Source organism: Marinobacterium jannaschii DSM 6295, from assembly GCF_000620085.1.
GTDB classification, from domain to species: domain Bacteria; phylum Pseudomonadota; class Gammaproteobacteria; order Pseudomonadales; family Balneatricaceae; genus Pontibacterium; species Pontibacterium jannaschii.
The window spans coordinates 212,140-229,554 of sequence record NZ_JHVJ01000010.1; the positions used below are offsets into that span (position 1 = coordinate 212,140).

16 protein-coding genes are annotated in these 17,415 nt (G+C 57.1%); 8 read left to right on the top strand and 8 right to left on the bottom strand.

Features of this window, described 5'->3' with window-relative positions:
- Positions 1 to 80 precede the first annotated feature (80 nt).
- Positions 81 to 665 carry a TetR/AcrR family transcriptional regulator gene (locus tag Q354_RS0108845; RefSeq protein ID WP_027857290.1) on the bottom strand — a complete coding sequence of 195 codons (585 nt, stop codon included), beginning with the start codon at positions 663 to 665 and terminating at the stop codon, positions 81 to 83.
- Between the two features lie 115 nt (positions 666 to 780).
- On the opposite strand from Q354_RS0108845, the gene Q354_RS0108850 reads away from it, so the two are divergent.
- On the top strand, positions 781 to 1,749 hold the full coding sequence (locus tag Q354_RS0108850) for a hypothetical protein (RefSeq protein WP_027857291.1): 969 nt from the start codon (positions 781 to 783) through the stop codon (positions 1,747 to 1,749).
- Positions 1,750 to 2,044: 295 nt separating this feature from the next.
- Positions 2,045 to 2,965 carry a DMT family transporter gene (locus Q354_RS25135; RefSeq protein ID WP_036229092.1) on the top strand — a complete coding sequence of 307 codons (921 nt, stop codon included), beginning with the start codon at positions 2,045 to 2,047 and terminating at the stop codon, positions 2,963 to 2,965.
- A gap of 59 nt (positions 2,966 to 3,024) precedes the next feature.
- Here the strand turns inward: Q354_RS25135 and Q354_RS0108860 are convergent, their stop codons facing one another.
- On the bottom strand, positions 3,025 to 3,969 hold the full coding sequence (locus Q354_RS0108860) for a LysR family transcriptional regulator (RefSeq protein WP_027857292.1): 945 nt from the start codon (positions 3,967 to 3,969) through the stop codon (positions 3,025 to 3,027).
- 255 nt (positions 3,970 to 4,224) lie between these two features.
- Between Q354_RS0108860 and Q354_RS0108865 the strand changes: the two genes are divergently transcribed.
- The 4 genes from Q354_RS0108865 to Q354_RS0108880 are packed head-to-tail and all read left to right on the top strand — an operon-like array spanning position 4,225 to position 7,602.
- A complete protein-coding gene (locus Q354_RS0108865; RefSeq protein WP_027857293.1) occupies positions 4,225 to 5,247 on the top strand; it encodes a TRAP transporter substrate-binding protein in 1,023 nt (340 codons plus the stop codon).
- A 59-nt stretch (positions 5,248 to 5,306) separates the two neighbouring features.
- Positions 5,307 to 5,834: a TRAP transporter small permease subunit gene (locus Q354_RS0108870; protein ID WP_027857294.1), complete on the top strand. Its 528-nt coding sequence runs from the start codon at positions 5,307 to 5,309 to the stop codon at positions 5,832 to 5,834.
- Between the two features lie 4 nt (positions 5,835 to 5,838).
- The gene (locus Q354_RS0108875) at positions 5,839 to 7,161 is read left to right on the top strand and encodes a TRAP transporter large permease (protein WP_027857295.1); all 1,323 of its coding nucleotides are present in this window, start codon (positions 5,839 to 5,841) and stop codon (positions 7,159 to 7,161) included.
- Between the two features lie 12 nt (positions 7,162 to 7,173).
- A complete protein-coding gene (locus Q354_RS0108880) occupies positions 7,174 to 7,602 on the top strand; it encodes a universal stress protein (RefSeq protein ID WP_027857296.1) in 429 nt (142 codons plus the stop codon).
- 119 nt (positions 7,603 to 7,721) lie between these two features.
- Here the strand turns inward: Q354_RS0108880 and Q354_RS0108885 are convergent, their stop codons facing one another.
- The 6 genes from Q354_RS0108885 to Q354_RS0108910 all read right to left on the bottom strand — a co-directional run bounded on the left by Q354_RS0108885 (position 7,722) and on the right by Q354_RS0108910 (position 13,514).
- The gene (locus Q354_RS0108885; RefSeq protein WP_027857297.1) at positions 7,722 to 8,027 is read right to left on the bottom strand and encodes a hypothetical protein; all 306 of its coding nucleotides are present in this window, start codon (positions 8,025 to 8,027) and stop codon (positions 7,722 to 7,724) included.
- Between the two features lie 103 nt (positions 8,028 to 8,130).
- Positions 8,131 to 8,862 carry a J domain-containing protein gene (locus tag Q354_RS0108890; protein WP_027857298.1) on the bottom strand — a complete coding sequence of 244 codons (732 nt, stop codon included), beginning with the start codon at positions 8,860 to 8,862 and terminating at the stop codon, positions 8,131 to 8,133.
- A gap of 52 nt (positions 8,863 to 8,914) precedes the next feature.
- Positions 8,915 to 9,856 (bottom strand): DUF808 domain-containing protein, encoded by a 942-nt coding sequence (locus Q354_RS0108895; RefSeq protein ID WP_027857299.1) that lies wholly within the window; start codon positions 9,854 to 9,856, stop codon positions 8,915 to 8,917.
- Positions 9,857 to 9,919: 63 nt separating this feature from the next.
- Positions 9,920 to 10,807, bottom strand: a complete 888-nt coding sequence (locus Q354_RS0108900) for a DMT family transporter (RefSeq protein ID WP_027857300.1) — start codon at positions 10,805 to 10,807, stop codon at positions 9,920 to 9,922.
- 85 nt (positions 10,808 to 10,892) lie between these two features.
- Positions 10,893 to 11,603, bottom strand: a complete 711-nt coding sequence (locus tag Q354_RS0108905; RefSeq protein WP_027857301.1) for a hypothetical protein — start codon at positions 11,601 to 11,603, stop codon at positions 10,893 to 10,895.
- Positions 11,604 to 11,774: 171 nt separating this feature from the next.
- Positions 11,775 to 13,514 carry a GNAT family N-acyltransferase gene (locus Q354_RS0108910; RefSeq protein WP_027857302.1) on the bottom strand — a complete coding sequence of 580 codons (1,740 nt, stop codon included), beginning with the start codon at positions 13,512 to 13,514 and terminating at the stop codon, positions 11,775 to 11,777.
- A gap of 132 nt (positions 13,515 to 13,646) precedes the next feature.
- Between Q354_RS0108910 and Q354_RS0108915 the strand changes: the two genes are divergently transcribed.
- Together Q354_RS0108915 and Q354_RS27315 are read left to right on the top strand one after the other, a co-directional pair.
- Positions 13,647 to 13,952, top strand: a complete 306-nt coding sequence (locus tag Q354_RS0108915; RefSeq protein ID WP_027857303.1) for an antibiotic biosynthesis monooxygenase family protein — start codon at positions 13,647 to 13,649, stop codon at positions 13,950 to 13,952.
- Between the two features lie 54 nt (positions 13,953 to 14,006).
- Positions 14,007 to 17,342, top strand: a complete 3,336-nt coding sequence (locus Q354_RS27315; protein ID WP_051559998.1) for a bifunctional diguanylate cyclase/phosphodiesterase — start codon at positions 14,007 to 14,009, stop codon at positions 17,340 to 17,342.
- Positions 17,343 to 17,415 lie beyond the last annotated feature (73 nt).

Sequence of the window (17,415 nt, forward strand, 5' to 3'; positions counted from 1 at the left end):
TAAAGACTTTTTATCCGGCGGATATTCAGGCTGTGTGTCAGAGATCAGCCTGAATATCCGCCGGTACTCGCCGGGCGGCTTCAGGCCTGCAACTGTGCCAGCAGGTGACTGGTGACCGCGCCGTAGGCCTGAGGGTCAGGCCGGGTGCTACTCATAACGCGCATACCCCAGATACCGGTCATCAGGAGTTTCGCCAGACTGGCCGGGTCTTTTGCCGCACTGATCTGACCGGCTGCTTTCGCCTTTTCAAGCGTACTGATAAATTCGCCTTCAATCTCGTTCAGGTAATCGGTAATGCGGATGCGGATCTCGTCATCCTCAGTTGCCAGTTCCAGTAACGTATTGATAATGAAGCAGCCTTTGCCGATCTCATCTGCTGCTAAATCGCTACAGAAATGATCAAAATACAGATGGATGGCATCCAGTGGGTTTTCGGTGCTATTGAGGCAGGTTTTTGCGTTGTTCAGACCACGGTTGGTGTAAGTATCGATTACTTCCATGAACAAACCGCGTTTACTATTAAATGCGCCGTAAAGTGAACCTGGTTTCAGGCTTGTGGCCTTTACCAGATCGGTAACAGAGGTCCCGGAATACCCGGTCCGCCAGAACACTTCCATTGCCTTGTCGAGCACTTCCTCTCGAACAAACTCAGCGGGTCTCGCCATCTTCATATCCTCCTTGTAGATAGGGCGATTATCCGTTCTATAACTGGTACTTACAATACGCTTAGGTCATGATACGAAATATTATTTAGCGAGTGCTTTATTATCGGGCTCTAATATGGAACGAAAACTACAAAAACTTGTAATTCACCTGTTTTTTGTAATGTTATTTACCGGCTGTACGACCTTAACGGATGGTCAGAAAAGCATCACCGACACCGGGATTGAACGCTTCCAGCGGGGGTTACTGCAGCGCCAGGGCGAGGAGCTGAGCTTTCGCGCCTGTGACAGCGACTTCTTCGATCCGGTCACTCATCCCTCGGCTGAGTTAACGGCGCAGTATGACCAGCTGAGCGCCGGGATGGGGAGCGCGCTTTACGTAGAATTCAATGGCCATCAGGATGCGCTGGGACGCTGGCAGATCGCTCAGCTGGAAGTTGCCGGTGGTGGCCGGGGACGTTGCAGGGAGCGCCTGCCGGGTATCGCTTACCGGGTAAAAAGCGCAGCGGCTGACTGGGTGGCCGATGTGTCGGACGACCAGATCCGGTTACGGTTACGTGAGCAGAACCGCACCCTGTTATTTCCCATCTCCGGCCAGACCGGGCAGACCGGGCAACGGCAATGGCGCAGTGAAATATCTGCCGACCGGCTGTATATGCTGGAGCTGACATTGTCTGACACTGGATGCTATGCCGCTGATGGCACTTATTACAGTCTGGCCGCCCGGATGATGCTGAATGGCGCATTCAGTGATGGCTGTGCCCGCCGGGGCGAGCTGGACAGCCGCCTGGTGGCCGGTGAATACCTGATGCAAACGCCGCAACGGCTGATCCGGCTGGTGCTGAACCGGCAGGGGGATGCAATCCTGCAGCAGGATTACCTCAATGATCAGCCGATGCTGAGTGACCGGGGACGCTGGAAGCGACTGGAGAGTGGTCAGCTGATGCTGCTGTTACAGGCCGGTGCCGGAAGGCCACCGCGTCCGCTGCTGTTTGAGAGCCATTCCGGCGTATTGCAGCAGCGAGGTTTCAGTCCCGATTTCGGTCAGGATGGCCTCAGGCTCTACCGCATCGATGTAGCGAATTAGGGCAAACTGTCTTGACCCGGGCAACGGTTAGGCCATAATCGATCGCTATGTATACAGATATTACTTCACTCACTCTTCAGAACTCTTATGCCGCAGCCGCCTGGATGCCGGTGCGACTGCGCGTTGCTCTGATCTGTGCTGTGGAGCGCTTAACTGAACCCGTTAGCTGATAACGATTCAGTCGAAGAAAGGCCGCAGCTTACCACTGCGGCCTTTTTTGTTGCCGTCGCAGCGGGCTCCGAATCCGGATGATGCGGTCAGGGATTACCAACTTAAAAACGAAGGAGTTACAAAAATGTCAGTGCAGGCAGCTTATGTCGCTGTGTTACTCATCTGGTCTACCACCCCGCTGGGACTGGCCTGGAGCGCCGAATCCCTGGGCAGTGCCCTGGCGGGTCTCGGTCGTATGGCGCTTGCACTGCCACTGGCCCTGTTGCTGATGCGTGCGATGGGGCTGCGACTTCCCTGGCACCGCAAGGCAGTGCATTCCTACTTGGCTTCAGTGGTGATGCTGTTTGGTGCTATGTACAGCGGTTATGTCGCCAGCCAGTATATTCCATCGGGCTTGCTGTCGCTGATCTGGGGCTTGTCACCGCTGCTGAGCGGCCTGGTGGCGATTCCATTGCTGGGTGAGCGCAGTATGACACCGGCCCGTCTGGTGGCCTTGCTGATCGCGCTTGCCGGGCTGGCCGTGGTGATGGCGGATGATCTGGTGCTGGGCGAAGAGGGGATCTTTGGCGTGACACTGGTGCTCTGTGCCGTGTCGATCTATAGCGTCTCCAATGTGCTGGTAAAGAAGATCGATGCCGGTATCCATCCCCTGGCACAGACCACCGGTGCGCTGCTGTTCGCCCAGCCCCTCTATCTGATCGCCTTCTGGCTGGAGGGCGGAGAGATCCCGCAGGTCGCACTGGATGATCGCGGTCTCTGGGCGATGATCTATCTGGCGGTGTTCGGTTCCATCATCGGTTTCCTCAGCTTCTTCTACCTGCTGAAGCGGCTCAGCGCCACCACGCTGAATCTGGTGACACTGGTCTGTCCGGTATTTGCCCTGGCACTGGGTAATCTGGTGAATCAGGAGCTGCTGAGCTTCAACCTGCTGGCCGGTGCTTTACTGGTGATCAGCGGGCTGGCCTGCTATTTCTGGGGCGACCGGGTTTTCCGGCGGCTGTCCGGCGGGCGTCAACCAGCGGCTGTCGATCCGGTTAGCAAGTAGACGCCGGCAACTGAGCGGCCGGTGACTCTGACCGGCCGCTTTCTTGTGCCTGAACGTGCTCAGTAAGGTGCCATATTGTCGAGGTCGATATCGCTGAAGATAGTGCCTATGGTCTGTAGCAGCAGGTCCTTTGCACGGTTAGGCTGCGATGATTTTTTGCTGATCACCGCGCCGCCAAGGGAGAACGAACGGGTTTCGGCGGCGATCTTCTTTAGCGTGCTATTGGCGACATAGGGCGCCGCCACGGCTTCCGGCAGGAAGCCGATAAATTCGCCCGACAACAACATGGCAATGCGGGTTTCGTAATAGTAAGAGACGCCACTGGGGTTGAGGCTGGAGAGCTGGTCATAGACCTCCTGATGGGGTTTGAGCCCGGCATGGGCGAGGCGTGCCTGACTGATCATCTCATCGTTTAAGGCCTCACTGCTGAGCGTATAGAAGGGGTGATCCTGGCCGCAGTAGAGGTAGTTAAGATCGGTAAACAGGTGCATATAGTCCAGCCCCTTCAGCGGACGGTGGTAGGGGATAATCGCCACATCGATCTCATCGTTCAGCACCTTACGTTCCATATCCATCATCTGCTCGACGCTGATAATCAGTTCCACGTCAGGGGCCGCGCGACAGAAATGCCTGATGATCTGCGGCATGCGACAGCGTGGATCCAGGCTGAAGGCGTCACTGGTTGCCAGTTTCAGCTGGCCGGAAGGACTGGCGCCGAGATTGTTGATGGTGTTCCTGAGGTTATCCAGCACCTCCAGCAACTGATTGGTCTGGTCATACAGGACCTGACCCTCTTCCGTGAGAGAGAAGCCTGCCCGGCCGCGCTTACACAGCGTCATATTGAGGCGGGATTCCAGGTTGGCAATGTTGGTGCTGATTGTCGGTCGACTGATATTCAATGCCGTCTCTGCGGCAGAGAAGCCGCCGCAATCCGCCACCGCCTTGAATATCTTCAGCTGCTTGATTTCAAAATCGCCGACCTGACCCAGCGCGTAATTCTTCATATTGGTTACCTGTACTTAATCTCAGTCAGCCGTGGAGTGCAGGGTCGCGCTGTCCACTAAACCTGCGATGACCGGGTAATTCTAGCCGGCCGGCAGGTTGAATATACAAACGTATCAGATGTTTTACGTAAAGAAAGCCGAACCTTTAGGTCGGGACGGCTGGATTTATCGGTGCCCTTGGTTTTGGAAAGATTGCTCTGTATCGCAGCTTCTGTTGAACAGAAGATAAATAACAACAAAATGCAGGTATCTGACATGTTTAAGACGATCAAGCATCTGAAGAAAAAACTCACCCTATCCGCACTGGCCCTGACCCTGGGAGCCGGCGCAGTTGCCACCGAAGTGTCCGCTGCAGAGCACAACTGGCGCTTTAGTAATCTTTACAGCCGGGGTACTGCCTTTGGTGACCTGTATGAAAGTCTGGCGAAGAATATCGAAACCCGGTCCGGTGGCCGCATCAAGGTTCAGGTGCTGTATTCCGGTGAAGGGGTGGGTACCTCCGGCCTGCTGGGGGCGGTGAAATCCGGTTTGATTACCATGGGCGCACCCTTCCAGTCGATGCACGCAGGCGAGTTGCCGGCCGGTATCGTTGAGATCGGCCTGCCCGGTGGAACGGACGACCCGCAGGAACTGCAGTCACTGTTTCATGAAAAGGGCTGGGGCGAGGTGCTGACCAAGGCCTACGGCGCTCAGGGCATGGTCTGGCTGGAACCTTACATTCAGCCCCCGGTATATATCCTCACCAAGAAGAAGATCAACTCAGTCGAAGACTTCAAAGGACTTAAGATCCGTGCACCGGGCGCCTACGGCAAGTTCCTGCGCAACCTGGGTGCTGCTCCTGTCTCCCTGGCCTGGAGCGAGATCTATACCAGCCTGGCGACCGGTGTAATCGATGGTTCTATCGGCAGCAATATGATTGATCACCGCGACGGAAACCATGTTGAGGTTGCCAGATATATGTATCGCCTGCCGCTGGCCGGTGCCCAGGTTCTGCCAATCGTCGTAAACCGAAATGCCTGGAAAAAGTTGCCGGATGACCTGAAAGCGGCGGCACGCGCGGCGACCGAAAAACACGCCGAAGACCAGCTCAACTTCTCCCGCAAGTGGGAATCTGAAGCCGTTGCCGAGATGGAATCCAAGGGTATGCAGTGGAGCCCGCAGCCTTCCGACGCCGATCGCAAGGCCTGGGCAGCAGCCGGAGCAGGTCTCTGGGATCAGTATGCTGCACAGGACAAGTACAGCAAGCAGCTGATCGATATCCTGCGTAACAGCCAGTAACACTTCGACCTGAGTACCCCGTCACTTGACCGTGGCGGGCTCCTCACCGGAGCTTCTCTATGATGATTAAAGTACTGAAAGGCTATTGTGGCTTTGTCGGCGTGGTAGTGATGGCGGCAGGCAAGGCCGCGGCACTGTTGATGCCGCTGCTGGCCGGCGTGGTTGCCTATGAGGTTTTCTCCCGCTACTTCCTCGGGCAACCCACGATCTGGGCCTTTGACCTGTCGCTGTTTATGTTTGGTTACATTGCCGCCCTGGGGGGCGCCTGGGCGCAGCAACAGCGGGCACATATCAATGTCGATATCCTCTACCTCAGCGTATCGCGTAAGACCCGGGCGCTGTTCAACCTGATCTCCTATGCGCTGGCGATCTTCTTCTTGCTGGTAATTGCCGAGATGGGGCTGGTCAAGCTGGAGGAGGCGCTGGAATACGACTACCGCCGCCAGAGTGAGTGGGCACCGCCGATGTTTCATTTCTGGGCCATGCTGGTGCTGGCCTGCGTTCTTTTTATTGCTCAGATGAGCCGCGATATGCTGGCCGAAGGCTATCACCTGATCAGCGGCCAACATCTGCTGGAGCAGGAGTAAGCTGATGGGTATCGAAGTATTAACCGGCATTCTGCTGCTGTGTATCCTGGTGTTCTTTGCCCTTGGTGCCCCGGTTGGCCTGGCGCTGGGTGGTATAGCGATGGCCGTGGGCTATTTCACCTGGGGGGAGGGGATCTTCAACATCGTTCCTTCCACCATCGAGTCGACCTTCTTCAGCTTTATCCTGCTGGCAATTCCGCTTTATATCTACATGGGCCAGCTGCTGACCAAGTCCGGTATCGGTGATGCCATGTTTAATGCCAGTCAGATGCTGATCGGCCGGGTGCGCGGCTCGTTGGCGATCAGCGTTATCTGGGTCTGCTCGATGATCGGTGCCATGGTCGGCATTATCGGGGCCGGTATTATGACCTCTGGCAGTATCGCCCTGAAGCCGATGCTGGAGCGTGGCTATGACCGCAAGCTGGCGCTGGGCGTAATCATGGCCGGTGGCGGCCTGGGTATTCTGATCCCGCCCAGTATTCCGATGATTATGTTTGCCGCCTCGACTCAGAACTCGGTGGGACGGATGTTTCTGGGTGCGATGATGCCGGCACTGCTGATGATCTCTCTGCTGGTGGCCTATGTGGTGATCAGCTGCCGCCTGAACCCGGAGAAAGCGCCTCTGGACCAGGAGTTGCAAGACACAGTTGAGTTGCCGCCGCAGCAGAAATTTCGTATTGCCCGTGACGGTTTCTTCTCGATCCTGCTGATCGTAGTGGTACTGGGCAGCATCATCAGCGGTATCGCGACGCCAACCGAGTCGGGTGCGATCGGCGTGGTGGGCGCTATATTGCTGTCGATTGTATTTAAGCGCTTTAAGCTGGAGATGTTCCAGACAGCCGGAATGCAAACGGCAATTCTGGTCAGTGTGGCGATGTGGATCATCTTCGGGGCCTCGGTGTTCAGTAACTTCCATCTGCTGATGGGGGTGCAGAATATGGTGGCAGGCTTTACCGAGGGGCTTGATCTGCCGCCGATCATGATCATTATCATGTTCCAGCTGATTATGCTGATGCTGGGATTCATCATCGATGAGTTCATTATCGTACTGATGTGCGCGCCGCTGTTTACGCCAATCGCGGTCTCGCTGGGCTATGACCCGATCTGGTTTGGGGTGCTGATGATTATTAATATCCTGATCGCAGTGCAGACACCGCCCTATGGCTTTGCGCTGTTCTACCTGAAAGGCATTGCGCCGGCCGGAGTCGGTATGGCGGATATCTACCGCTCGGTGACGCCGTTTATCCTGCTGAACCTCTGTGTACTGGTGCTCTGCATGGTCTTTCCGGAGATCGTGTTGTGGCTGCCGAATAAAGTGATGGGCTAGAGGGGAATTGTGATGTTTCAGAATATTTTGCTACCGGTCGACCTGTCCCATCTGCAACAGCAGGATCGCCTGCTGGATACCGCGCGAACGATCTGCGGTGGTCTGGATGCCCGGCTGCACCTGCTGTTTGTCGATCAGAGTCGGATCCATCAGGCAGGTTCACCGCATATGGACAGCAGCCTGATGCAGCGCCACCGGGAGGATGCGCTGCAGCGGCTGGAGGCGATTAAAGCGCAGCTTAAGTCGCCTCAATTCAGTGCGCAGGTGCATGTGACACAGGGCGTAGCGCACGACCAGATACTGGAAGTCGCAGAGCGCCTGAACTGTGACGCCATCGTGATGATGGCGCGAAAGCCGGGTGTCAGCAGCTACTTTATCGGTTCTAATGCCGAAAGGGTGGTGCGTCATGCCGCCTGCTCGGTGTTTGTCGTCAGGGACTGACACCGGGGCCGGTCTTTAAGGCGATTCCCCAGCGTAGAAAAAAGCCCCGCTCTGCACTGCGCAGGCGGGGCTTTCTATCATCAGCTGACCATCTGGCCCATGAGGCGGGCTGTTGTGGTCTAGGTTAACTCGGACGGATCGATCACCACGCCCAGTGAGTTCTTGTCGATCAGCTTCTCTTTACTGGCTTCGCGGTAACGGAAGGTCACTTTCTTGCCCAGCTCGATAGCGATCTCCTGATCGACCGACTGATAGCGGTATTTCTCGCCATCAACCGTAATATGGTGGACGTAGTACTGAGGCATCCCTACCCAGTCGTTGAAGGGGCCTTCGGTTTCGATCTGCTCCAGGGTGCCGCGGGCGCTCAGTTTCTGGTTGGTCTTACCGTATCTGGACTTGCCCCGGCTGTTAGGATTCCACGCCATAGTTTCTCCTGTTTAACGCGCTGTGGATTCAATCGCTATAGGCTAGCACAGAGGCATTTCCGGTGCGCTTGAAAAATGCCTTTGTGGGCGAATTCCGGCCGCTTCAGGCCTTCAACAGCTGATCCTTGGCCTGATTGATCTTCGCGGCCAGGTAATCGCTGCCGCCGCGATCCGGATGCACCTTCTGCATCAGGCGGCGGTGGGCGTCGATGACCTCCTGCTCAGAGGGATCGCTGTTCAGCCCCAGAATCTGGCAGGCCTCTTCATTACTCATGGGGCCGCCCGGTTCATGTGCCTGTTGCTGACCATTGCCCGGATCATCCTGCCGCCAGCTGTCGCCGAAGCGTTTGTCCAGATAGGCCTCCAGCAGCCGGGCAGATTCATTGTCCTGTCGGCGGCATTCGCTCAGCAGCTGCATAAACTCCTGTTCGCTGAGGCCGCTGAGCGGTCGTCCCTGCAGCTGGCCTGCGGTGACGCTACCCTGCATCTGGCCGGAGTCGTGATCCAGTATCATCGTCAGCATCGCGGTACTGACCTCGGAAGTGTTACCGCTGGAGCTATGGCCCGGGTTGCCGCTTCGTTTCAGCAGGCTGCCGAAGGGGATAAGCCGCAGTAAAAGAGGGAACAGCTTTTTCAGGAACGGCAGCACGGCCACAATCAGCGCGCCAAGCCAGTGCAGCCGGCCCGTGACCGCCAGATAGATCAGGGCCAGTACCACCACCAGCATTGCCAGCTTCAGGCTGGCGCTGCGCTGTTGTTTTGCGGGCTGGCTGCGTACCCAGAAGTAACCGCAGATCAAAAACAGGCTGAGGAGGAATAATCCGAAGGGGTGCACAGTAACTCCTGATTAAATGAACTGATTATCAGTATAGAGTGGCCAGGGGGCCTTAGTTTCCGGTCAGTTTTTTTGCGCCGCTGAGTAGGAGCAGAATCAGGCCTCCGGCGATCAGTCCGGCCAGCGCATTCAGCAGGGTCGGTGTCAGCACCGCCAATAGCGGGCCGATGGCGGCGATGGACGCTACAGCTTCTGTGACAGGGTGGATCAGCTCATGTGAGCCGGGTATGCCATGCATCAGAATACCGCCTCCCACCATAAACATGGCGATGGTACCGACCACCGTCAGCAGTTTCATCAGCCGCGGTGCAAAGGCCAGCAACTGTTCGCCGAACCAGCGTTGCAAGCCGCCGTTCTGATCCCGTTCGGCGCGGTTAACCAGCCAGAGCCCGGCATCGTCCAGCTTGACGATGCCAGCCACCAGACTGTAGACGCCGACGGTCATCAGCAGGGCGATGGTTGAAATCACCATAATCTGGGTGATCAGTTCCGCCTGTTGTACTGTTCCCAGGGCGATAACGATAATCTCGGCGGAGAGAATAAAGTCGGTGCGGATTGCCCCCCGGATCTTTTCCCGTTCGAAGCTCACCATATCGGTGCTCGGGTCGTTCAGGGCCTGGCTGATTTTCTGCCGCGCGGCGGCATCCTCTTCGGCGCTGTGCAGATACTTGTGGGCTACCTTCTCGAAGCCCTCGTAACAGAGGAAAGCGCCGCCGAGCATCAACAGGGGGGTGATCAGCCAGGGAATAAAGGCACTGATCAGCAGCGCTGCCGGAACCAGGATCAGCTTATTGCGAAACGAACCCTTGGCCACGGCCCAGACCACCGGAATCTCACGCTCCGCACGCACGCCAGACACCTGCTCGGCATTCAGGGCCAGGTCATCGCCCAGTACCCCGGCCGTTTTGCGGGCGGCGACTTTAGACATCACGGCAACATCGTCCAGTACGGTGGCGATATCGTCTAGCAGGGTTAACAGGCTGGCTCCGGCCACGGCAGATCTCCTTAATCTCTGAATAGCTGCCGCTATTGTGGCATAGGCGCCTGCGGCTGCGAATCAGCTATTCCACAAAATAAAGATGACAGACAGGGCGATGGCGGCAAAACCCGCATACTCCCTGGGGCTGTGTTGCTCCTTAAACCAGCGTGCAGACAGCAGGAGCATAAAGAAGAATTCGATCTGGCCGACGGTTTTAACCAGCGCGGCATTCTCCAGTGTCATGGCGGTAAACCAGCCCGCTGAACCGATAACGCTGGTGATGCCGACCCGGATAGAGAGCCCGCGATGGCGGAACAACAATCGTAACGGGTCGGGCGAACGGAGCAGCATGTAGATCAACAGCATCATTGTCTGCAGGCTGATCATGGTGGCCAGCGTTACCGCCGCATTGAGTATCCACTGATCGCCCAGGCTCAGGCCCGCCTGGCGGACCCAGAGTGAGGTCAGGGCGAAGCCCAGTCCACTGCATAAGCCCAGCCCGGTGGTGGCCATGCCGTTGCCCTGCCTGAAGTTGATCCCCTTGGCCGGACTCAGCAGCAGTACACCGGCGGCACCGATCATCACACCAACCCAGCCGCTGAGTGCTAAGGGATCGCTGAAGATCAGAAAGCCGAGCAGGGCGATCAGCAGGGTTTCGGTCTTGGCGAAGGTGGTGCCGATGGCGTAATTACGTTGGGCAAACAGCCGTACCATTAAAACGGTGGCGATAATCTGGGTCACGGAGGCGGCGATACTGTAACCCCAGAACGCCGCGCTGAACTGCAGCGGAGCCTGTTGGCTGGGTAGCAAGGCTGCCAGATAGAGCCAGGCGAATGGCAGGGCGAAAAGGTAACGGGCCAGCGTGGCGGCGGTGGCACTGCTCTGTTCGGCAAGTTGTTTCTGATACGCGGTACGCACGGCCTGCATAGCTGCTGCGACCAGCGTGCAGATTATCCATAAGGGCATCGGAGCATCCTCGTCTTGGGAATGCTCAGTGTAAAAATCCGCTGCTATGACGTAAAACGGTGATTTCTACTTCTTTAGATTCCTGTCAGGAATCAAAAAGCTGGTGGGTCAGTTTCAGGACTTCGCCCTGCTTGCGCCGGGCAAAATCCTCCAGGGCTTTGCGGCCACCGGCGGCATAGATCGCCACCGCCGCCAGCAGATCATGCAGGATCTTAGCGCTGTGGCTGCCAAAGCTGCTGTAGGCGCCGCCGGACAGGCGGGCGATCTGTTTAAAGCAGCGCTTGGCGACCAGCTCATTGCCCTCCTGGAAGACAAACACCGGCGTACCCAGCAGCCCCAGCTCGCCGGCCTGCTGACAGATCTTATCCACGGACTCCTCGACACAGTCGCCAATATAGATGATCGCCTGCACTTTTCGCAGCCGGGTTTCGAACAGGGCATGGTTAAGCAACCGCTCAATCTGGGTATGACCGGCCATACACTGTACGCCATTCATCTGTTTAAGCAGGGTGTTGGTATTGCTCAGCCAGTCGCTGTGATAGAAATCGCCGAAGCCGCGAAAATAGCACAGTTGCACCTGCAGTCCGCCGATGTCAGCGGCTGCCCGGAACATCTCACTCTGCAGATGGCAGGCGTGATCCCAGGTGGGCTGGCGGCTGGCGGTGGCATCCAGGGCAAACACCAGACGTCCGGCATCTTCAGTAGTGACTACGGCGGGAGCCCGCTGTAGCTGATCGATAAAGGCATCAATATCCTGTCGGGAGGAGGTTGTGACCGGTGGCTTGGACTGACTCATAACGGGCTGCTCGGTTGGCGGATATGGTCATTATAGCGTTTGTACCCGTCTGCCAACCGAGATGTTAAGGGGCGGGCAGTCCCGGGGCCGATCTCAGGGCATCTACAGATAAGCCGGGCATGCCTGCAGGCAGCCCGGCTTTGGAACACGATTGGGGAGGGGGCAGTGCGCTCAGGCTGAATTGAACTCGGGGCTGCGGCTTACCTCTGTGCCCAGATAGCGATTCCGTTTCTTGGCTTTTACGTATTCCATATCGACCAGCACCAGGCCGTCGACACAGTAGTTGAAATCGGCATCGACACCGAAATCAAGGAAGCGAACGCCACCCGGTTCACACAGCTCGCTGTACTGCTTGTACAGGGTCGGCACGCTGACACCGAGGAACTCCAGCTGCTCTTTCAGGATGCGGAAATCCGCCTTGTAGTCATCGCCACTGAACAGGCGCGCCATATTGCGTTCGGTCTCGCTGTCGATCTGGTAGGGAGAGCGGGAACGGCCGAGGTCTTCCTGATCGGAGAAATAGTGGCGGTAGAACCAGATCAGCATATCCTTGGCCGCCTTGGGGTAGGCGTTGCTGAGACTGACCGGGCCGTACATATAGCGTACCTGGGGATGGTTGCGCAGGTAGGCGCCGATACCATACCAGAGGTAATCCAGGCTGCGCTTACCCCAGTACTTGGGCTGTACAAAGCTGCGTCCCAGCTCGATACCCTGCTCAAAGTAGGGCTTCATCTGTGCTGAATAGTTGAACAGGGTGCCGCTGTAGAGCAGGTTCTGGTCCGCATCCAGCTTCCAGCTTTCCGCCAGGCGGTAGGCGCCGGCGATCTCCAGTTCCTCTTCATCCCAGAGGATCAGGTGGCGATAGTACTGGTCATACTGGTCGAGGTCTTTCTTCTCGCCGGTGCCTTCACCGACACAGCGAAAGGCGATCTCTCGCAGGCGGCCGATTTCGGCAATCACCGCCGAGTCGGGTTTGAAGTCGAACAGATAGATCTTTTTACCGTCGGAAGTCTCACCCAGGCGCTGGGCTTCGCGCAGTTCCTGTTTCAGGCTCTGGCGATCCTGAGGGTGGGCGATAGTCTTTTCGGTGATAAACAGCGGCTTTTTGTTTTTAGCGATCCGATACAGGTGCTTTTTCAGTAACTTGGTCTTTTCTGCGGTGGAAACAGGTACCGCGTCCAGCTGGCTGAAAGGGATGGTTTCGCCGACCCGCATCCGGATGGAAATGGACTTCTTGTTAAACATCTCCCGCGCCAGCAACAGGGTCGAGGCATTACGGTTAATGTAGGAGACGCCGTAGAACAGCGAGGAGTTTTTACCACCGATATAGATCGGCAGAATCGGAGCATTGGCTTTTTTGGCAAAGCGCAGGAAGCCACTGTTCCATTTACCATCTTTTATACCGGTAAATCCGGCGCGGGAAACCTCGCCTGCCGGGAAGACGATTACCGCCTCCTCGTTCTGCAGTGATTCGACAATACGGGCGATATCCCCCTTACGGGTGCTTTTGCTCATATTGTCCACCGGCAGGAACAGACGTTTCAGCGGGTCGAAGTGCATCAGCAGGTCGTTGGCCACGATCTTTACATCCCGGCGTACCTCGCCGACCATTTTCAGCAGTGCCAGGCCATCAAGCGCACCCAGCGGGTGGTTGGCGACAATCACTACCCGGCCGGAGGAGGGGATATTTATCCGGTCCTTATTGCTCAGGGTGTAGCCAAAATTGAAGTGATCCAGCACCCGGTCGATAAACTCAAAGCCGGTGGCATCGCTGTTGGTTTGCAGAAACTGGTTAATTTCATTCTCATGCACCAGCTTTCGTAACAAAAACAGGGTAGACCGTTTCAGAGGCGTCGGTTTTTCAACAAAAGTGGGATATTTGTTGCTAATCGCTTTTTCAACGTTGATCACGTTGCAGACCTTCTCGTTCTCATTTCCAATGATGAACAATCTATGAGAGATTTGTGACTGCAGCTTGACCGCCTTTTGACCCTTTTGTGACAGGGGCCGGTTTCAATTTCAGGGGATTTAAGGGAGCAGTGGATGTTTGTAGTATCCAACCGGGTTTATGTTAATGATGGCTGGTGTGATGAATTTGAAGCGCGCTTTCGCAAGCGGGCGGGTGAAATCGATAAGCAACCCGGATTTGTAAAGATGGCGGTACTGCGTCCGGCAAAGCCCGGCGCACCTTATGTGGTTCAGACCGAATGGCAGGACCGGGCGGCGTTTGATGGCTGGGTTGGTAGTGAGGATTTTCGTAAGGCCCATGCCAATCCGATGCCCAAAGACGCTTTTGCCGGCGGTGGCGGCATTGAGATGCATGAGGTCATTATCTCGACCGATCAGTAAGTCGCCCTGAACAACAGGTTCAGAAATAATCCGGTTAACGCGAAGGATGCACAGATGGAAAGGGTTTCAGAGGGAAATGCGGAGCAAAGGGAGCTGCCGGGCTGGTTGCCGTCGCTGATCGGGAGTATCGGTTCTCAGTCAGGGCTGAGCCTGCTGGTGGCGCCCGACCGGGTGCTGGCCGCCAGTGCCGGCTGGATCGGCTGCTTCGGCACTCCCGCTACTGAAACCAGTCCTCTGGACTGCCTGTCCGGCAGCATCGGCCTGTCATCCCCGGACTGGCGTCGATTACTTCAGCATCAGCAGCTGAACACCGGACAGGCCCAGTCGGGTCCGGTGGCTCAGAACTGGAGTCTTCAGCTGCACTGGATCGACCCTCCCGCTCCGGATGCATTAAATCCGCGCACCGGCATTGCCATCATCAGTCTTCAGCAGCCGGATCAATTACTGGTTAATGACCGCTCGATGAGCCGCCTGGTAGACCGCATAATCAATCTGCACGGTCAGGCGCTGTATGACGAACTGGTCACGGCGCTGACGCAAGAGTTACCGATTGATGTCGCCATGCTGGGCATTCTGGACGGGGAGAACCAGGACAGTGTGCGCAGCCTGGCGCTGATGGCCGACGGCCAGTTGCAGCCGGTGCTGACCTATGCGCTGCAACATACCCCCTGTGCTGAAGTGTTGCGCGGTATTCCCTGCGTATACGACAGCAACCTGCAGCAACAGTTTCCCGACGATCTGCTGCTGCAGGAGATGGCGGCCGAAAGCTATCTGGGAGTGCCGCTCAAAGGCCGAAACGGCGAATCTCTGGGGCTGCTGGTATTGATGGCCCGCCAGCCGATGCGCTTTTCCAGCGGTGTGCTGATGTTGCTGAAGATGATCGTCAGCCGTATTGATGTGGAGCTGGAACATGCCCAGGCCGCAGACCGGCTGGCGCTGAATGAGCTGAGCCTGCTGAAGGCCGAGCAGATGGCGCGGTTGGGGGGCTGGGTGCTGAATCCGGTCAGCCAGACCCTGTACTGCACCGAAGCGATGTGCCGGTTGTTTCAGCTGCCGGACCATCAGCGGGCTTTCCATCGTCATATGCTGCTCGACCGGGTCCATGCCGACGACCGTGACCAGCTCCGGCAGGTGGCCACCGACGCGATCCAGACGGGCAAGCCGTTCACCCGGGAACACCGGATCTGCCTGCCGGATGGCGGCGAGCGCTGGATGCGCACCCAGGCCGAGGTGGTGCGCGATCGTTCCGGGGCAACGGTCAAACTGCTGGGGATTAGCCAGGATATTACCCGGGAGGTTGAATCCGGGCGGCAGATCTTTAATTCGGAAAGCCGCTTGCGGGAGCTGATTGCCGCATCGCCCTACGGTATTACCCAGATCGATACCGACCTTAACCTGACCTATGCCAACCGCATAGCGCACGAATTTCATGGCTATGACGAGGGGGAGATGGTGGGACGGCCGCTGGCCGACTTTATCCATCCCGATGAGCAGGCCCATTACCTGCAGCAGCTGGCTGCGCTGGACCTCAAGCACGATCGGCTGACCTATCAGCGCCGTGGCCTGCGCAAGGACGGATCGGTGATGCATCTGGATGTGGCGATCAGCGTGATGCATAGCGAAGAGGGCGAGCATCTGGGCTACATCGGTTTTATCACCGATATCACCGAGCGACTGCAATCCAGCACCCTGTTGCGGCAGCTGTCCACGGCGGTCGAGCATTCACCGGCCGGAATTCTGATTACGGACCTGGACGGACTCGTTCAGTATGCCAACCCCTCCTTCTGTACCATCAGCGGCTATAGCCTGAAACAGATTACCGGACAGGCGCTGGAGGTACTGGAGTCAGAGCGGTCTTCGGGCGTCTATCAGCAGATGCTTGCCACGCTCAGTGCTGGCCAGAACTGGCAGAATGAGCTGAGTTGCAAACGCCAATCGGGTAGCAGCTACTGGGGGCTGGTCAGCGGTGCGCCGATTACCGGGGATGACGGGCAGATCTCTCACTTTGTCGTCATTCAGGAAGATATCTCCCTGCGTAAGGAGCAGGAGGAGTTGCTCGCCTATCAGGCCAGCTATGATGCGGTCACCGGCCTGCCAAACCGTATTCTGGCGATGGACCGCCTGACGCAGGGAATAGAGGCATCCCGGCGCGACGATCGCCATACGGTGGTGATGTTTATCGACCTTGACCAGTTTAAGCGCATTAATGACACTTTCGGTCACAGTACCGGCGACGAGTTGCTGGTGAATGCCGCCAAGCTGCTCCGGGATGCGGTGCGCGAGGTGGATACTGTTGCCCGCTTCGGCGGCGATGAGTTCCTGGTGATTATGGATCGGGTCCCTAATCAGGAAGCGGTGGAAAAGGTCTCGGAGAAGGTACTGAATGCGTTCAACAAGCCGGTCTATCTGGGCGATCATGAACTGCTGATTACCGCCTCCATTGGTGTCTCCGTCTATCCACAGGATGGCATCGATGCCGAAACCCTGCTGAGTAACGCTGATGCTGCGATGTATTCTGCCAAGGCGCGGGGGCGGAACTGTTTCCATTTCTTTACGCCGATGATGAACCAGATGGCCGAGGAGCGGCTGCGTATCGAAAGCCACCTGCAGCGGGCCCTTGAGTTTAAGGAGATGCGTCTCAACTTCCAGCCGGTGGTATGCCTGAAGAGCAACCGGGTGACGGCCGCCGAAGCGCTGTTGCGCTGGGATTGCCTGAAACTGGGGCCGGTTTCGCCGGATCGCTTTATCCCATTGGCTGAGGACCTGGGCTTTATCGAAGAGTTGGGCCGCTGGGTGATCAGCCGGGTGCTGGAGCAGTATGCGGGCTGGCGGGCGGAAGGCCTGCTACCCCGTGACTTTAAGATCGCCATCAACGTCTCGCCCAAGCAGTTTCAGCGTGGGCAACTGGCCGAATTCGTGATGGCGGAGTTGAAACGAACCGATATAGCGCCTGAGCGGCTGGAGCTGGAGGTCACCGAAGGCCTGCTGATGGAACGCTGGCCCGAGGTTGAGGATCAGATAAAACGCCTCGACGATGCCGGTATCAGCCTGTCGATCGATGACTTCGGCACCGGTTTCTCCTCCATCAGTTACCTGCGCAAGTATCCCTTTAAGACGCTGAAAATAGATCGTTCCTTTGTGCAGGACGTACTGGACGACCGCGATGATGCCACGCTGGTGCAGTCGATCATCGCACTGGCGCGCAGTATGGGGATGAACACCATCGCGGAGGGGGTCGAAACCGAGGGCCAGCACCACTTCCTGCAACAGGCTGGTTGTGACTGGATGCAGGGGTATTTCTACAGCAGGCCGCTGGAGGGCGATGACTTTGCGGCACTGATGCGCTCGCAGGCGGAGTTTCTGCGCCGGGCCGGTATTCCTGAAATGTAGAGAAGCGCTTGCCTGGCCGCCCGCTGTACCCGGATGGGCACTCAATGATCTGGAAAAAGGCGTTATTTATCGC